This window comes from Arcobacter sp. ISO1 (assembly GCF_058105185.1).
In genome coordinates, this window is record NZ_CM176573.1 from 863,839 (window position 1) to 880,862 (window position 17,024).

The 17,024-nt window shown below is 26.9% G+C and carries 14 protein-coding genes and 1 CRISPR repeat array; of the genes, 12 read left to right on the top strand and 2 right to left on the bottom strand.

The features are described from left to right. Positions 1–364 precede the first annotated feature (364 nt). The 10 genes from nfo to cas2 all read left to right on the top strand — a co-directional run bounded on the left by nfo (position 365) and on the right by cas2 (position 10,744). Positions 365–1,249 carry a deoxyribonuclease IV gene (nfo, locus tag AC2TY9_RS04410; RefSeq protein WP_489779721.1) on the top strand — a complete coding sequence of 295 codons (885 nt, stop codon included), beginning with the start codon at positions 365–367 and terminating at the stop codon, positions 1,247–1,249. A 292-nt stretch (positions 1,250–1,541) separates the two neighbouring features. After that, a complete protein-coding gene (gene cas6, locus AC2TY9_RS04415; protein ID WP_489779722.1) occupies positions 1,542–2,279 on the top strand; it encodes a CRISPR-associated endoribonuclease Cas6 in 738 nt (245 codons plus the stop codon). 282 nt (positions 2,280–2,561) lie between these two features. Then, entirely contained in the window at positions 2,562–4,247 is a 1,686-nt protein-coding gene (locus AC2TY9_RS04420; RefSeq protein WP_489779723.1) for a hypothetical protein, read from the top strand. A gap of 9 nt (positions 4,248–4,256) precedes the next feature. Then, positions 4,257–5,180 (top strand): type I-B CRISPR-associated protein Cas7/Cst2/DevR, encoded by a 924-nt coding sequence (gene cas7i, locus AC2TY9_RS04425; protein ID WP_489779724.1) that lies wholly within the window; start codon positions 4,257–4,259, stop codon positions 5,178–5,180. Beyond that, positions 5,180–5,899 carry a CRISPR-associated protein Cas5 gene (gene cas5, locus AC2TY9_RS04430; protein WP_489779725.1) on the top strand — a complete coding sequence of 240 codons (720 nt, stop codon included), beginning with the start codon at positions 5,180–5,182 and terminating at the stop codon, positions 5,897–5,899. The genes cas7i and cas5 overlap by 1 nt, the downstream gene beginning before the upstream one ends. After that, positions 5,899–8,100 (top strand): CRISPR-associated helicase Cas3', encoded by a 2,202-nt coding sequence (gene cas3, locus AC2TY9_RS04435; protein WP_489779726.1) that lies wholly within the window; start codon positions 5,899–5,901, stop codon positions 8,098–8,100. Before cas5 ends, cas3 begins: the two co-directional genes overlap by 1 nt. 11 nt (positions 8,101–8,111) lie before the next feature. After that, positions 8,112–8,924 carry a BRO-N domain-containing protein gene (locus AC2TY9_RS04440; RefSeq protein ID WP_489779727.1) on the top strand — a complete coding sequence of 271 codons (813 nt, stop codon included), beginning with the start codon at positions 8,112–8,114 and terminating at the stop codon, positions 8,922–8,924. Then, positions 8,921–9,415, top strand: a complete 495-nt coding sequence (locus tag AC2TY9_RS04445) for a CRISPR-associated protein Cas4 (RefSeq protein ID WP_489779728.1) — start codon at positions 8,921–8,923, stop codon at positions 9,413–9,415. Before AC2TY9_RS04440 ends, AC2TY9_RS04445 begins: the two co-directional genes overlap by 4 nt. An 8-nt stretch (positions 9,416–9,423) precedes the next feature. Next, positions 9,424–10,428, top strand: a complete 1,005-nt coding sequence (cas1b, locus tag AC2TY9_RS04450) for a type I-B CRISPR-associated endonuclease Cas1b (protein ID WP_489779729.1) — start codon at positions 9,424–9,426, stop codon at positions 10,426–10,428. Between the two features lies 1 nt (position 10,429). After that, positions 10,430–10,744 carry a CRISPR-associated endonuclease Cas2 gene (gene cas2, locus AC2TY9_RS04455; protein WP_489779730.1) on the top strand — a complete coding sequence of 105 codons (315 nt, stop codon included), beginning with the start codon at positions 10,430–10,432 and terminating at the stop codon, positions 10,742–10,744. Positions 10,745–10,908: 164 nt separating this feature from the next. Next, positions 10,909–14,018: direct repeats of the CRISPR family, unit length 30 nt; unit sequence CTTGAACCAAAACATATGATGTATTGAAAT. 217 nt (positions 14,019–14,235) lie between these two features. Here the strand turns inward: cas2 and AC2TY9_RS04460 are convergent. Then, positions 14,236–14,463 carry a hypothetical protein gene (locus AC2TY9_RS04460; RefSeq protein WP_489779731.1) on the bottom strand — a complete coding sequence of 76 codons (228 nt, stop codon included), beginning with the start codon at positions 14,461–14,463 and terminating at the stop codon, positions 14,236–14,238. Between the two features lie 129 nt (positions 14,464–14,592). On the opposite strand from AC2TY9_RS04460, the gene AC2TY9_RS04465 reads away from it, so the two are divergent. Then, positions 14,593–15,102: an NADPH-dependent FMN reductase gene (locus AC2TY9_RS04465; protein ID WP_489779732.1), complete on the top strand. Its 510-nt coding sequence runs from the start codon at positions 14,593–14,595 to the stop codon at positions 15,100–15,102. Positions 15,103–15,206: 104 nt separating this feature from the next. After that, complete coding sequence (locus AC2TY9_RS04470) at positions 15,207–16,127, top strand: AEC family transporter (protein ID WP_489779733.1); 921 nt, start codon at positions 15,207–15,209, stop codon at positions 16,125–16,127. On the opposite strand, the gene AC2TY9_RS04475 is transcribed toward AC2TY9_RS04470, so the two are convergent. Further along, complete coding sequence (locus tag AC2TY9_RS04475; RefSeq protein WP_489779734.1) at positions 16,096–16,998, bottom strand: tetratricopeptide repeat protein; 903 nt, start codon at positions 16,996–16,998, stop codon at positions 16,096–16,098. The two genes, AC2TY9_RS04470 and AC2TY9_RS04475, sit on opposite strands and share 32 nt — an antisense overlap. Between the last annotated feature and the right edge of the window lie 26 nt (positions 16,999–17,024).

Consider the following 17,024-nt stretch of genomic DNA (forward strand, 5'->3'; position numbering starts at 1 on the left):
TCTCAACCAAAAATTGTATCGAGTGCTACAATTTTAATAAAAACTCCTAAACTAAAATTTTATGATAAAGGTTTTATATCAAGATTCAATAATTATACTCAAGTTCAAATTTTTAGCGCAGGTACTGCTGTTTTAAAACTAAAGATTTATAAAGATAGAATTTGTAGAGACACCTTTAAATGTCAACCTTTAAAGGCTTTTAATAGTGAATATCTACATAAAAGCTATGATGAAAACTTCTTAAAAAATCTTTTTGAAAGTGAGAAAAAAGAGATTATCCATAGGGATAAAGAAAATGGTATCTTAATAAAAATCAAAAAAGATTAATTGTACAATCCAAAAAAAGTAAACAAGGAACTATCTAATGAAATATGTTGGAGCACATGTAAGTGCCACAGGTGGAGTTTTTAACGCACCTTTAAACGCAAAAGAACTTGGAGCAAAAGCTTTTGCTCTATTTACAAAAAACCAAAAAAGATGGGATGCCAAACCTTTTGATAATAAAACTTTAGACCTTTGGTTTAAAAATCTAGAAGAAAGTGGAGTTCAGCCAAAACATATTTTGCCTCACGATTCTTACTTAATTAACCTTGGACACCCAGAAGAGGAAAAACTAATAAAAAGTAGAAATGCTTTTATAGATGAGATGCAAAGATGTGAGATTCTTGGACTTGATAGATTAAACTTTCACCCAGGAAGTCACCTACAAAAATTTTCAAAAAGAGCAGAAGATTATGATGATTTAATTTATAGTGCAGAGTTACAATGCCTTGAAGTAATAGCAGAATCAATCAATATAGCACTTGATAAAACAAGTGGTGTTACAGCAGTTATTGAAAATACAGCAGGTCAAGGGACAAACCTTGGATATAAATTTGAACATTTAGCTTATATCATTGATAAGATTGAAGATAAAAGTAGAGTTGGTGTTTGTATTGATACTTGCCATATGTTTACAGCTGGTTATGATATCAGAACACGTGAAGCTTATGATAAAACATGGGGTGACTTTGACAAAATAGTTGGAAGAGAATTTTTAAAAGGTATGCATATAAATGATTCTAAACCACCTTTAGGAAGTAGAGTAGATAGACACCATAGTTTAGGTGAAGGTGAAATTGGTTGGGATGCTTTTAAATTTATTATGAATGATGAAAGAATGGATGATATCCCTCTTGTTTTAGAAACAATTGATGAAACAATTTGGGCCCAAGAGATTGAGAATATGTATAATCTTGTGGAAAAATAAAATATTATAATTTTGTTAATAACACTCCTCAAGCCTCTTTACAATGCTCACTCCGAGGAGTTACATTTTGAAAACTCTTGTAAAAAAATCCTTTAACAAACCTTTTTTAACTCTTGATGAACAAATTTGTTTATTAAAATCTCCTGAATATTTTTTAAAGATGAATTGAAAGATTGTAAAACTAGAATGAAAAAAGAAAGGTTACTTTTCTTAACTAAAAATAAATAATATAATTTATTTTTGGATATTATTTGATATTTAAATTTAATGACATAGTCTTAAAGGATTAATATTGAAATATTTTGAACTAAAATGCTTGGCATATATTAAAAAAGAGATTGAACTGAATGATAGCTTTGATGCTTTATCTAGCTATATAAACTATTGTTTTCTAGAAGATCAAGTATTAAAAAAGCTACATGAAGAAAAAGACTTCAAAAACTATTGTTTTGGGAATTTCTATCCAATAGAAAAAGACAAGGTATATAAAAAAGGAAATACTTACGAGTTTGTGATACGTTCACTAGATGAAGAGTTTATCTGTAAATTACAAAAACTATTAAGAGAAAATATAAACAATAATTACCTTCAAGTGTTGCAAACAACAAAAAAAGTAGTAAATAAATTTTTCATAAGTGAACTATATACAATAACCCCAACTATCACAACAGTAAAAGATGAAAAAGGCAAATCAATATTTTGGACTGTAGATAAAGATGGAGATATCTTAAAACTGCAAGAACAACTTCAAAAAAATCTTCTAAAAAAATACGAAAACTTTTACAATGAAAAACTAGAACCAACACAAAACTTTATCCAACTACTAGAAATCAAAAATCAAAAACCACAATCAATATATTTTATGAAAAAGATAAATGATAATAAAAGCATAAAAGTAAGACTCTTTGGAAATAAGTTTAAAATAGTACCAAATGAAGATGAAGTAAGCCAGAAGTTAGCTTTTGTTACTTTAGCTTGTGGGCTGGGTGAAAAACAAAGTTATGGTGGAGGGTTTTGTTTATGGAAATAGCAACAAATCCAAGTTACATCAAACTATGTTTGAATACATTATATGTTTTGGTTCAAAAGGATTGTTGCTTATGAAATAATATCAAAAATATCTTAAAAAAAGAATTAATAAGTTACATCATACTATCGGTTGACAAAATAAAAATACTATGTTAGAATTCTTTAAAAATATTGATGGATTGTATTATGAAACTTTTTACTTCTGTATTCAAGGTTTTAAAAGATATTTTAATTGCGCTATATTTAATTATAAAAATATATAGAGAGTTATAAAGGTAGAATTATGATTAGAAGATTTATGGTAAAAGATGTATTTTTTAATAATGGTTTAATAAATTTATACCAGTTTTTACAAGAGTATGCTTTTGATATTGATATTAAATTAGAAAAAAGTTTTTTAGAACTTAAATACAAAGATGAAAAAATCTTTTTTGAGATTTTAAATAAATTCTTAGAAAAAAAAGAGATAGTTACTTTTAATAAAAAAAATACAAGAATATTTTTTGATACAAATACAAATGAGTTCACTCAAGCCCCAAAAGTAAATATAAAAAATGGTGGAAGTAATGATTCTAAAAATGCTTTGATAAGAGTGCATATTGATTATTTATCTATATCAAAAGAAGAACTTTTAAAAAAAGAAGAAAAATATATACAAGAAAATGAAAATCACACTAAAGATGAGTATAAGATAGAGAAGTGTTATTATGATAAATCAAAGCAGGAAATTTATGTATTATCGTCTTTACAAAAACATATTGAAAAGTTTTCTTCATACTTAGTAAAAGATGATTTTTTGGCTTTAAATTCTTCTATTCATAATTTTGAAGATGGGCAAAAAAGTTTTCATGATATGATAAAAATATCTAAAAATTATAATATAGACAAATGGGAAGCTTTAATTTACTGGTTTGGTACAAAAATACAACACTATTTTAACTTTGCTTTTTTTATCTATCCAAACTCATCTAATATAGAAGCATTAAATATTTTTAAAAGAGATTTAAAAATAAAAGATGAAAAAAATAGTTTTAGAGATGAAAACGATACTTTAATAACGACAAATACAAATGTTAATTTTTATGACCAATTGAGAAAAGATAAGATACTTGGTAAAAAGTTTAAAAACTTTTATATCTCTAAAAGTGATGTTGAATTTGAATTAAAATTTTTTATGTATTTATTTTCAAAAATTTCTCATATAGAAAGTAGTTATGAAAAAGCTTTGCATAAAGATAAAATGACAAAAAGAAAAGAAAAAATTTTTAATGCTTTGCAAGAGATTTCTTTTGTTATTTATGTTGAAGATGGGACTTTTAAAAAATCTTTAAATGAATATACAAAAGCATATCAGTTTATACAGTTTTTAGAGGAACTTAAAAAAACAAAAATAAATGTTCAAAAAGAATATGAGAGTAATCTTTTTATTTATCTTGCTGATATGATAGTGACATTTGGGTTATCTCAAAATTCAAAAGAAATAAATATAAATTTTCAGAAATGGTGTAAAGCTTTTTTAGAGTTTAAATCTCTTAGAAAGTATTATTATACAACTAGTTTTAATATTTTGAAAAATGAATCTAAATCTTTTGGTAAAGGTTTATATGAATTTGAAAAAATTTATCTAAAAAATATAATGAAAGGGAAAAATATGAGTACACATGAGAAGTCAAAAGTTTTAGGTGAGTCAATTGGTTATTTTTGTGCAGAATTAGGAGATAAAGATTTACTTTTCAAACTAAGAAATGTAAAAAATTATAAACAATTATTATCATATTTCAAAGACTTAAAGTTTGCAAGTTTGAAAAATGAAGATAAAGCAAGATTCTCAAAAGAGTTTAATGAATCTTTAGAAGAGATAATTGAAATTCTAGAAAGTGATTGGGAGATTATAAGAGATTATATATCAATTTATGCAATTGATAAATTTAAAGTAACAAACTATGCAAAATTGCAACAAAATAAATAAGGAGAAGAAATGTTTTTAAATATCGCATATATTACAAAAGTAAATTTAGCATCATTAAATGGTAGTGAAGGGACAGGTGGGAATATAACTGAAATGAAAAAAATCGCAAGTGCAAATGGTGAAGAGTATGCTTATGTTTCGGGACAAGCTTTAAGAAGATATTTTAAAGAAACACTACTTCAACTAGGACAAAGAATTACAGAAGTTAGTGAAAATGGTAATCCAACATTTAGAGATGAAAATGGTAAATATATAGATCTTGATAAAAAATTAAAAGATGTAAAAGAATTGGCTTATAGAAAGTTTATAGATCTTGATCTTTTTGGATATATGTTCCCAAATGGTGGCAGAAGATGGTCTCCTGTAAAAGTTACCCCTCTTATATCAATACTTCCATATAAAGGTGAATATGATTACCTTACAAGAAAACAAAAACCAAAAAAAGAAAATGAAAAAAGTGGGAATATTGTACAAATAGAGATAGATACATTAAATTTTATGAGAGGGAATATTATGGTAAATACTTCTCATATAGGAAATGAAATCGATGAATATACTTATGATGTAAATGAAATTTTAGATAATGAAGAAAAAAATAGTAGATTAAATATCTTTTTAGATGCCATTAAAAACTTTAATGGTGGAGCAAAACAATCAAGAAACCTTGAAGATATTTCACCAAAATTTATAGTAATAGCTAAACAAAAAACGGGGAATCCATTTTTATTAAATAGCTTGGATGTGGATATTGAAGGTAATATAAATATTGAAAATATAAAAGAAGCTATTGAAGACACAGATGTAGAATCTCTAACTATAGGCATATCAAAAGGGATATTCAAAAATGAAGAAGAGATAAAAAATAGCTTTGAAAATGTAGTTTCTGTAGCAAAGGCAATAGAAGAGTATAAAGATATATTAAAGAGTAAATAATGAAAGTTATAAGATTTGAGATACAAGGTCTTATGAATTCATATAGAATACCTTTTTTTAGAACTTATCATAAAAGTTTTTTAGCTCCACCAAAAACTACTATCATAGGAATGCTTTGTAATATCTCATTAAAATCTCAAAAAGAGTTTTTTGAGATTTTAGATAAAGAGGTATTTGAAGTATCAGTTGTAATAAATGAGATTAAAGGTAGAGCTAAAGATTTATGGTCATATAAAACTTTAGAGAAAAAAAATATGGGGAAAAGTGTAGTTAGAAGAGATAAACTTTTTTCTCCAAAATACACGGTATATCTAAAAATAAAAGATGAAAGACTTTATAATGAAATTTTAGAAAATCTAAGATTGCCTAAAAATACTCCATCTTTAGGAATGGATGATGAGTTGATTGAGATAAAAAATATTAAAACTTTAGAAATGGAAGAAGAATGTACAAATAAAATAAATTCTATTTTTTTAGATAAAAATATTTCTTATAAGGCATATGTGAAAGATTTATCAAAAAGTATAGAGCTTCCAACTATAAATTTAATTCCTACAAAGTTTATAGCTTTTGATAAAAAAAATAAAAGAATACCAAAAGAATCAAATAAAGATTTTGAATTTAGCCAAGTTGAGTATTTAAATTGTGAAATAGAGTTTGCTAAAGATATAGAGAATTTTGTAGATGTTGAACTTAATAATAAAGTGGTGTTTTACTAGTGGAAATATTAGCAAAAAAAATCGTAGAAGATGAGCAGATTAAAACTCAGACTTTACAAGAACATACAAATTGGGTTATGGAAGAAGCTTTGAAATTAATAGATGATAAGTCATTATCAAAAGTTTCTATAATAAGTGGTTGGGAAGAAGAAAAGATTTTAGATTTGATTTTTTTTAGCTGTTATTTTCATGATATTGGAAAAGCTACTATTGAATTTCAAAATACTATTAATAATGGAACTAATTCATATCATTCTTTATATAGTGTAAGTGTTTTAAACCAAATAAATGAATTTAATATTTCAGGTGAAGAAGATAGCACTATAAATTTATTACTAACTCTTTGTTTAACTCATCATACACTATTACCATATAATAGTAATAATGCATATTTTACTTTTTTAGATAGTGTAGAGAGTATTTTTTTTAATTATAAAAACTCTTATAAAAACTCTTTAAATAAAGAGTGTTCATATGATTTTGATTTTGAGATAGAAAAAGATATAGAAGATATTTTATTTGATATTGAAGATGATTTAAAATATATAGAAGAAAATCACAAATTAAGAACTTTATACGCTTATGTCTCAGGTATTTTAAATCTCGCAGATTGGCTTGCAAGTGCTAGGTTTAGCAGAAGTTTACCAAAAACATATTTTGAAGAACTACCCACAAAAGAAAATTTTAAAGGAAAATTATCTTTTGATATCTTAAGAGATTTTCAAAAAGATTTATCAATTTTAAGTAAGAGTGTACTTGTAGAAATACCAACAGGAGAAGGAAAAACAGAAGGTTCTTTGTTGTGGGCTATAAAAAATCTATATGATAAAAACTCTAAGATAATATATACTATTCCTACACAAGTAACTTCAAATAAATTATATGAAAGAGTGACTTCTCTTTTTGATAAAAATGAATGTGGACTTATACATTCATCTTCAAAGTTATATCTTGAGAAGGACTATGAAAAGGAACATGGTTTAGTAGATGATTTTTTTAAGAGTGAAATAACTTTTAATAAAAATTTTTCAAAACCTGTAACTGTCTCTACTATTGATTCCCTTTTAAAGTTTTTTATAAATATAGGTAGATTTAATATTGCAACAAAAAACTATTTAAATTCAGTTGTAATTATAGATGAAGTGCATTGTTATGATTTTAAATTAATGGGGTTTTTAAAAAGGTTTTTAGAACTTTGCAATGAATTTGATGTAAAAGTTTGTTTGATGAGTGCCTCTATTCCTACTAAGATAAAAGAATTATTAGGTATTGAGAATTATCCAATTATAACAGAGAAAAAATTATTTAAGAAAAAAGCAAATGAAATTATAAAAATAGATGAAGAACTTGATGAAAACTTTCATTTACTAATTAAAAAGTTCAAAGAAAATAAAAATATATTAATTATAAGAAATAGTGTAAAAAGTGCAACAGATACATATAAAAAGCTTAGAGATGATTATGGTATAGATGAAGATGATTTGATACTTTATCATTCTACATTCAAAAAAAGAGATAAAAATCAAAAAGAGAAGGATATTTTTGATAAGTTAGATGCTAATAAACCTTTTATTTTAATTGCAACTCAAATAGTAGAAATATCATTAGATATTGATTTTGACATAATGTTTACAGATAATGCTCCAATTGATTCTTTGATTCAAAGGTTTGGTAGAGTAAATCGTAAAAAAGATGAAACTAAAAAGGGAGTAATATATATTTTTAAATATGAAAAAGAGTTCCCTTATAAGTCAAAGTATCTACTACAAACATCTTTTGATACTATAGAGAATGGATATTTTGAACTTGGGAAATATGTAGAATGGTTAAATATAGTTTATGATAAAGTCTTTAAAAATGATATAAAGATAAATAATGAAATAGATAGCCTATTTAAACAAGGATATAAAAAATATGATGATGTTCTAAAAAAATTAGATGGAATAAAAAAATCTGAAGATAATTATGACTTAAGATATATAGAGCAATCTAAAGTAGACTATTTATTAGTAGATGATTTTTTAGATGATAATATAGATTCAAAAAAATTCCATGAATATACTATTTCATTACCAAATTATTATGGAAGAAAATATCTTTATACATCACAAAAAGAATCTTTTTATAAAGTTTTAGACTTAAAATATAGTTATAGAGAGGGATTATTGATAGATGATGATAAATCTTGCGAATTTATGTAAAAAGGTAAAATATGGACAAAATACAACTTTTTGAATCAAAGCAGATAAGAAGTCATTGGGAAGAGAGTGAAGAACTTTGGTATTTTAGTATTGTAGATGTAGTGACAATATTAACTCAAAGTGCTAGTCCTAGAAAATATTGGAATAAACTAAAACAGAGATTAAAAGAGGAAGGAAATGAAACGGTGACAAATTGTCACCAGTTGAAAATGAAAGCATCTGATGGTAAGATGAGACTTACTGATGTAGCTACTACAGAACAACTTTTAAGGCTTATCCAGTCTATTCCCTCACCTCAAGCTGAACCTTTTAAAATGTGGCTAGCAAAGGTTGGCTATGAGAGAATAGAAGCTATACAAGATCCTGAAAAGTCTATTGATGCTGCTTTGAGAGATTATATGAAACTTGGATACTCTGAAAAGTGGATAAACCAAAGACTTAAAAGTATTGAAGTAAGAAAAGAGCTAACTGATGAATGGAAACAAAGAGGAGTGGAAGAGGGTAAGGAGTTTGCTCTTCTTACTGATATTATTTCAAAAGCTTGGAGTGGGAATACTACAAAAGAGTATAAAAAACTCAAGAATCTCAAAAAAGAGAACCTAAGAGACAATATGACAAATCTTGAACTAGTTCTTAATATGCTTGCAGAAGCAACTACAGCAGAAATCTCAAAAGAAAAAAAGCCAGAAGGACTAGTTGAAAGTAAAAAAATAGCTAAAGAGGGTGGAATAATAGCAGGAGATACTAGAAAAGCTATAGAAGAGAAAACAGGTAAAAAAGTTGTAACAAATCAAAATGCAAAAGACTTATTAGAAAACAAATGAAAATAAACGGCACTCTAATCTCATACTTTTTTATATGCAAAACAAAACTCTGGCTTCATGCCAACCGCATAAACCTAGAAGACAATAGTGAAGATGTACGAATAGGTAAAATTTTACATGAGATAAATGAGGACAAATCCAAAAAGGCTGAGATAAGTATTGACAATATCAAGATAGATAAACTCACCCGTGATTATTTAGTTGAGATTAAAAAAAGTGATAGTGATATAGAATCTGTACGATGGCAGGTTTTACTTTATCTTTATAAACTAAAACAAAAAGGTGTTGAAAGAAAAGGGAAAATAGAGTTTATAGAAAAAAATAAACAAGATAAAAAAGTACACTATATTGACTTAGATGAGGTAAATGAAAAAGAGCTTTTAAAAATATGTGAAGAGATAGAAACTCTTATAAATGCACCAGTACCACCAACAGCAAAATTTGAAAACAAGTGTAAAAAGTGTGCTTATTATGAGTATTGTTTTATATAAGGATTAAAATGGCAAAAAATCATACTAGATATATATTTTCAATGGGTGAACTTAAACGCAAAGATAACTCCATAGCTTTTAGGAATGAAAAAGGAAACTTTTATATCCCTATTCAAGATACTAGGGAACTATATTGTATGAATGAAGTTAGTTTCAATACTAAGTTTTTGGATTTTATCTCCCGTGCTGGTATTACACTTCATCTTTTTAATTATCATGGAAATTATAGCGGAAGTTTTTATCCTAAAGAGCAACTTGTAAGTGGGGACTTGACTATAAAACAATCTTTATGTTTTATTGAGCGAAGATTGCACATAGCAAAAGCTATTGTAAGGGCTATATCTTTAAATATTCATGAAACCTTATATCACTATTTTAGACATGGAAAAAAAGAGTTAAAGCAGGTGTTAGATTGGCTTAAAAATGATGTTGAAAAGCTTTTAAATAAAGAGTTAACTATAGAGCAAATACTTTTTGTAGAAGGGCAAGTTTGGAATAGGTTTTACGATAGTTTTAAATACTTTTTACCAGAAGATTTCATCATGAATAAAAGAGTAAAAAGACCACCAGATAACCCTATAAATGCCCTTGTAAGTTTTGGAAATACTTTGCTTTATACAAAAACAATATCAAGTATATATGAAACACACCTAAACCAAACTATAAGTTTCTTGCACTCTCCAAGAGAGGGAAGATTTAGTCTAAGTCTTGATATAAGTGAAGCTTTTAAACCTATCATTGTATTTAAGACTATTTTTGATTTAGTAGGTAAAAAAAGATTGCAAGTTGCAAAGCACTTTGACAAAAGCTTGAATTATGCGCTTTTAAATGAAGAGGGCAAAAAGATATTTATAGATGCCTTTGAAACAAGGATAAATGAAACTTTTATGCACAAAAAACTAAAAAGAAAAACAAGCTTTAAAAACTGCATCAAACTAGATGGATATAAACTTATAAAATACATAGTTGAAGAAAAAGAGTTTAGTCCATTTTTACTAAAGGATAAAATGTAAAATGGCAAAAAAACAAAATATAAATCACAATTATGTTTTTTTATTTTATGATATAGCAGATGAGTTTAGCGATGTGGGTAAATATAGAGTTGCAAAAGTTTTTAAAATATGTAAACAATACCTAAAACACCATCAAAAATCTATTTTCAGAGGAAATATAACTCCTTCTGATCAAATAATGTTAGAAGCTAAACTAAAAAAAGTAATAGACAAAGACTTGGATTTTATCTCTATCATAAAGGTACAAAACTCAGGAAGCTTTGCAGAAGTTGTTATAGGAAATGATAAAAAAGAAGCAGAATCTATTTTTATATAATTTTTCCAAGCTACTTAAAAACAATATCATCTAAAAATAGCTATAATAAGGCACTTTTAAAAAGTTCTTTCACAACTTATTGTTTTAAAATAATCGGTTGGAAAAACTTCTCTAAAGAACCAATTAAAGGGAAAGTGTATTTTAGAAGTGCCTAAATCATCTTCCTTGAACCAAAACATATGATGTATTGAAATACACTATTAGGATGAACTGCATTTGTATATCTTGCTTGAACCAAAACATATGATGTATTGAAATTAGTTTTAGAAGGGGATTAATTACAGAGATGATAATCTTGAACCAAAACATATGATGTATTGAAATGAAGATCCTGATCTTAAAAACTTGCTTGATGTTGCCTTGAACCAAAACATATGATGTATTGAAATATGAAATATATGTGGAAAAATGGTGTTACAGAAGCTTGAACCAAAACATATGATGTATTGAAATCGAGACTTAAAAGTTTTAGCTTTTGTATCAACATTCTTGAACCAAAACATATGATGTATTGAAATAAGTTTTCTTCTGCTTCAATGGCTTCAAACTCTTTCTTGAACCAAAACATATGATGTATTGAAATAGTGTTCAAATTGAATTCAATAAACAAGAGTGTAAAGCTTGAACCAAAACATATGATGTATTGAAATGTTGATGATATGGACATTATTGAAGTTGCTGAAAATCTTGAACCAAAACATATGATGTATTGAAATCGTGCTTATGAGAGTTTAATAGTTGTAAATGCTTTTCTTGAACCAAAACATATGATGTATTGAAATTTTAATGTAACACTTGGTTGATTTGTTGCTAATTCTTGAACCAAAACATATGATGTATTGAAATTTAATATGTAAAAAGCCTGTATCTTGATCGATATACTCTTGAACCAAAACATATGATGTATTGAAATAATCCAAATTCACAAGAAAGGAAAGAAATGAAAGTCTTGAACCAAAACATATGATGTATTGAAATAAAGAATTCACAGCAGAGTCTTTAGCTGCAGACTTCTTGAACCAAAACATATGATGTATTGAAATCTAAATATGGATGTTAATGTTCAAGAAGGTAGTTTTCTTGAACCAAAACATATGATGTATTGAAATATTGTTGAAGAAGCTTTGATTAGACAAAAAACTTTCTTGAACCAAAACATATGATGTATTGAAATTGAGATATGGTTAAATAAGGAGAAATAATGACAAGCTTGAACCAAAACATATGATGTATTGAAATCCCAAATATCAAAAAATAGCAAAAGAAGAATGTCTTGCTTGAACCAAAACATATGATGTATTGAAATAAAGCATCTTGATTTGTTGGAACTATTGCAGTATTCTTGAACCAAAACATATGATGTATTGAAATATTAGATTGTCTAGGTATTTTATTAAATACCTAAATCTTGAACCAAAACATATGATGTATTGAAATGAACTTACAAAAAGAATCTTGAGAGTCAGACAAAACTTGAACCAAAACATATGATGTATTGAAATTTAGTTAATTCAGTAGTATCTGCAAAAGCTTTTACTTGAACCAAAACATATGATGTATTGAAATGTATTTAAATATATTTGATTTGTTTGAGCGTCTCTGCTTGAACCAAAACATATGATGTATTGAAATTCGGTAAATAGTAACTATTGGGTTAGATACGAATACTTGAACCAAAACATATGATGTATTGAAATTGGAGAACTTTTCAGCAATGGATTTGTCTGCTAAGCTTGAACCAAAACATATGATGTATTGAAATATTGAAGACGCTTTTCGAGGTGGAAGAGAAATATCTTGAACCAAAACATATGATGTATTGAAATTCTGTTGCGACTGCTCCCGTACCAGTTGCAAGTCCTACTTGAACCAAAACATATGATGTATTGAAATACACTTTTATTATTGATTGATTGATTAGGATTAGCTTGAACCAAAACATATGATGTATTGAAATATAGCAGTAAATCAAGATAACATCATCATAGGTGGCTTGAACCAAAACATATGATGTATTGAAATGGTGAACTAGAGAAAGATTGGTGGACTAGAACATCAGCTTGAACCAAAACATATGATGTATTGAAATAAAGCTGGTGGAACATTGTTAAATTCAGAAGAGTCCTTGAACCAAAACATATGATGTATTGAAATTTTGAAGAATCTACTAAAACATGATTGAAAGCAACACTTGAACCAAAACATATGATGTATTGAAATCTTATTTTATTATGTGACATGGGTTATGAATTTGCTTGAACCAAAACATATGATGTATTGAAATAAATGAAAGTAACTTTTTATAGACATTTACCAAAACTTGAACCAAAACATATGATGTATTGAAATTATGAAATATGAGGGTAAAACTGTAGAGATTGTGGCTTGAACCAAAACATATGATGTATTGAAATTAAAGTAGGAGTTTTAATATGTGCGAGTTTATGGATAACTTGAACCAAAACATATGATGTATTGAAATGTTTGTAGATAAATTAAATATTAACTATTTCAAGTTCTTGAACCAAAACATATGATGTATTGAAATTCTGTTGCAATACCATAGGCACTTTTAACCCCACTTCTTGAACCAAAACATATGATGTATTGAAATATTAGAGTTATATCATAATGGTTATTTAGAAGATATCTTGAACCAAAACATATGATGTATTGAAATTGTTTTTTTCATTTGTTTCCTTGTTTTATGATTTTCTTGAACCAAAACATATGATGTATTGAAATATACTATACGCAGCAATAGGAACTCAAGCAACAACTTGAACCAAAACATATGATGTATTGAAATGTTAATGTTGTTCCATTTGGACAAGTCCATCTTTCCTTGAACCAAAACATATGATGTATTGAAATTTTATTGTTTTAAGAGCATGGGTATGATTAGTATCTGCTTGAACCAAAACATATGATGTATTGAAATTCATTTAAATCAGTCCATTCACAATCATGTGAAGCTACTTGAACCAAAACATATGATGTATTGAAATTTCAAAAAACTTGAAAAACTAAGACTGAAATCACAGCTTGAACCAAAACATATGATGTATTGAAATGTTTTTGCACTTATACAAGTGTATCCTTCATTTGCTACTCTTGAACCAAAACATATGATGTATTGAAATAAAAATCCAAGCGAAGAGATTTTAAATAGGTTGGGCTTGAACCAAAACATATGATGTATTGAAATTGCAATAGCACATTGAGTAATAAGAGTTTTTCCATACTTGAACCAAAACATATGATGTATTGAAATGAAATAGAACATCATCCTTGATAACTTTTAATTGATTCTAAAATAGCATAATGGAAAAAATCTAATAACAATTGGCAAAGGTTTACTATCGAAGAACAGATAAATTGTATTAAAAAGTGTGTTGAATTATAGACTTTAGTTGTAGATAGAATGGAATTATCAATTGATGAAAATATTTTGAATTCATTAATAAAAAGGTTGAGAGATGTTTATTAATTTAAACAATCTCATCAACCTCAAACTCATAATAGTCTGCCAAAGATGCAGACATAAAGTCTTTATACTCTTTTGAAATGATTTCATAGTTTCTTCTTGTAAGTTCTTCATTTAAACTTATCTCTTTAAAGTTTAAAGAATAAAGTTCTTCAAATTTTGGTACTATATCTTTTACTGTTTGTGTAGTAAAAAAATCGTTAGGGTTGAAAGGTTTAGAGCCTTTTTTCATTTAATAGCCTTTTAAAAAATATATACAAGAATTATTCCTTGTAGTTACTGGTTAAGGAATAAATTTAATATTTACATAAACTAAAAGTTATAAAATTCGCGTTTAATGAATTAAATATGAAGGATTATTATGTCAAAAATTGGAATTTTAGTTGCTAGTTCAAATAATAACTTGAAACTAGGTGAAAAACTATCTCAATTAGCAGATGAATTAAATGTAGAAGCAGAAGTTATAAATTTAGTGGATTTAAATTTGCCACTTTATAGTACAGTAGAAGAGGAAAAAAATGGTATCCCTGAAACTGTAAAATTATTAGCAGATAAAATATTGTCATTAAAAGCATTTATTGTTGTTGCTCCAGAATACAACGGTGTTATGCCACCAGTACTTAATAATGCAATGGCATGGACTTCAAGATCTACAAAAGATTGGAGAGATGCTTTCCATGAGAAAATCGTAGGACTTGCAACCCATAGTGGTGGAGGTGGAGCTAAAGGGCTTCAAGCAATGAGAATACAATTTCAACACTTAGGTGCAAATATTTTAGCTAGAGAACTTTTAACTACATATGAAAAACCATTAAATGAAGATAGTGCTAAAAATATGATAACTCAATTAAACAAATTATCACAAATCTAAAAGTTAAGGTTTCCCCTTAACTTTTAATCTTGAAAATGATTAGATGACCACTTGGTCAAATTATGTTATAATCTTCTTTTTATTTATAATGGAGTTTATATAAAATGGAACATATCTTTTCTGCACTTATACCAATATTTTTGCTTATTTTAATTGGATACTTTTTTAAAAGGATAAAATTTCCTTCAAACGAGTTTTGGTCAAATGCAGATAAATTAACTTATTTTGTTCTTATGCCATCTCTTTTAATATATAAACTTTCAACTGCTTCTTTAGATGGATTAGAGGCTTTTGATTTTGTTTTAACTGGTATTTTAGGGATTACTACTTTACTTTTTATAACGATAATTTTGAATTTCAAGTTTAAAACTGCTGGACCTGCTTTTAGTTCTGTTATTCAAGGTGCAGTTAGATTTAATACTTATGTACTTTTAGCTTTAATTTCTGCAATATATGGAGATAAAGGAATTGCTTTAACTGCCTTACTTATAACATTTGCCATCCCTTTTATAAACTTTATTTGTATAACCTCTTTTGCTGTTTATGTAAGTGATCAAAAAGCAACACTATTTGGACTTTTAAAGTCAATTGTTACAAATCCGTTAATTGTTGCATGTTTTATAGGTGGGGGTATAAACTATCTTGATTTGAGTTTACCAATTATTGGTGAAAATGTTTTAAAAATATTAAGTGCATCAGCTCTTCCAATGGGATTATTATCAATTGGTTTTTCCCTTGACTTAAGTTCAATAAAAGAAGCAAAACTAGAACTAGTATTAGCTTCAGTTCTAAAACTTCTAGTTATGCCTATTGTGATGTTTGTTATTGCAAGACTATTTGGTCTTGAGGGTATTTTATTATCATTGCTTTTAATCTTTGGAAGTATGCCAACAGCCCCTTCATCATTTATTTTAGCAAGACAATTGGGTGGAGATAGTAGGCTTATGGCTTCAATCATAACCTTACAAACCTTAGTTTCCCTATTAACTGTATCTATTGTTCTATGGGCTCTTCAGTTCCTATAGAACTAAGTTTTATAAGAAGTTCTTTAGCTTCATCATCACCCTTTGAAGTGAGTTTTTTCAAAACCTTTATCCCTTTTTCTTTATTATATCTATCTCCTTCACACTCTTGACAAAGATAGATTTTAGCAAGTTTCTTTTGAGCGGGTGTATAGTTTTGTTTTGCAGCTTTTTCATAATATTTAAGTGCTTTTTGTTTATCAAGGGGAAACTCATCTTTAAAGTAGCCATATTCATAAATATTACCAAGGTGTACTAATCCTGAAACCTCTCCTAAAGAATCTAGTTTTTCATATAACTCAACAGCTTTTTTCACATTTTGAACAATAATAGGACTTACCATACGTAAATTTGCAAAGGCATAATCTTTTATACTTTGTATATCATTTTTTTCAACAAGTTTTTCAAACCATATAATTGATAAAACTTTATTATCATATTTGTATAGATTTGCCAATTCTCTCATTGCAAAAATATTTTCTTCTTTTGCAAGCTTTTCATAGATTTTAATTGCTTCTTGTTTATCAACACTTAAAGCTTTTGTTAATAAATATCGATGGGAATTTTTATTAGGGCTATCAAAATTCTCAATTTTGTCTTCTAAAAGGGATACTTTTTTAAAACCATTTAAAAAATAGCTAGAGTTAGTTGCATAAAAATTTCTAAATTTTTTTAATACCTCAAGATTATTTGAATTTAAAATATTTTCAAACTCTTTTTCAAAATAGTCTATTTGTTTTTTCTTATAAATAAACTCTTCCACAAAGTAATAGTTCTTACCCTTATCAAGATGTGAAATCTCTTTCTTTGGTTCTTTTGTAGAACAACCTGTGACAAGATAAATTACGGATAAAACAAAAAGAATAAATTTCATGGTTAACCTTCAATGACTTTGTTGTA

What these genes read in the sequence shown, in the direction of transcription:
- AC2TY9_RS04420 (WP_489779723.1), top strand. Translation starts at nt 2,562, where the DNA reads ATGATTAGAAGATTTATGGTAAAAGATGTATTTTTTAATAATGGTTTA.
- cas1b (WP_489779729.1), top strand. Translation starts at nt 9,424, where the DNA reads ATGGCAAAAAATCATACTAGATATATATTTTCAATGGGTGAACTTAAA.
- AC2TY9_RS04440 (WP_489779727.1), top strand. Translation starts at nt 8,112, where the DNA reads ATGGACAAAATACAACTTTTTGAATCAAAGCAGATAAGAAGTCATTGG.
- cas7i (WP_489779724.1), top strand. Translation starts at nt 4,257, where the DNA reads ATGTTTTTAAATATCGCATATATTACAAAAGTAAATTTAGCATCATTA.
- AC2TY9_RS04460 (WP_489779731.1), bottom strand. Translation starts at nt 14,463, where the DNA reads ATGAAAAAAGGCTCTAAACCTTTCAACCCTAACGATTTTTTTACTACA.
- AC2TY9_RS04470 (WP_489779733.1), top strand. Translation starts at nt 15,207, where the DNA reads ATGGAACATATCTTTTCTGCACTTATACCAATATTTTTGCTTATTTTA.
- cas2 (WP_489779730.1), top strand. Translation starts at nt 10,430, where the DNA reads ATGGCAAAAAAACAAAATATAAATCACAATTATGTTTTTTTATTTTAT.
- AC2TY9_RS04445 (WP_489779728.1), top strand. Translation starts at nt 8,921, where the DNA reads ATGAAAATAAACGGCACTCTAATCTCATACTTTTTTATATGCAAAACA.
- AC2TY9_RS04465 (WP_489779732.1), top strand. Translation starts at nt 14,593, where the DNA reads ATGTCAAAAATTGGAATTTTAGTTGCTAGTTCAAATAATAACTTGAAA.
- nfo (WP_489779721.1), top strand. Translation starts at nt 365, where the DNA reads ATGAAATATGTTGGAGCACATGTAAGTGCCACAGGTGGAGTTTTTAAC.
- AC2TY9_RS04475 (WP_489779734.1), bottom strand. Translation starts at nt 16,998, where the DNA reads ATGAAATTTATTCTTTTTGTTTTATCCGTAATTTATCTTGTCACAGGT.
- cas5 (WP_489779725.1), top strand. Translation starts at nt 5,180, where the DNA reads ATGAAAGTTATAAGATTTGAGATACAAGGTCTTATGAATTCATATAGA.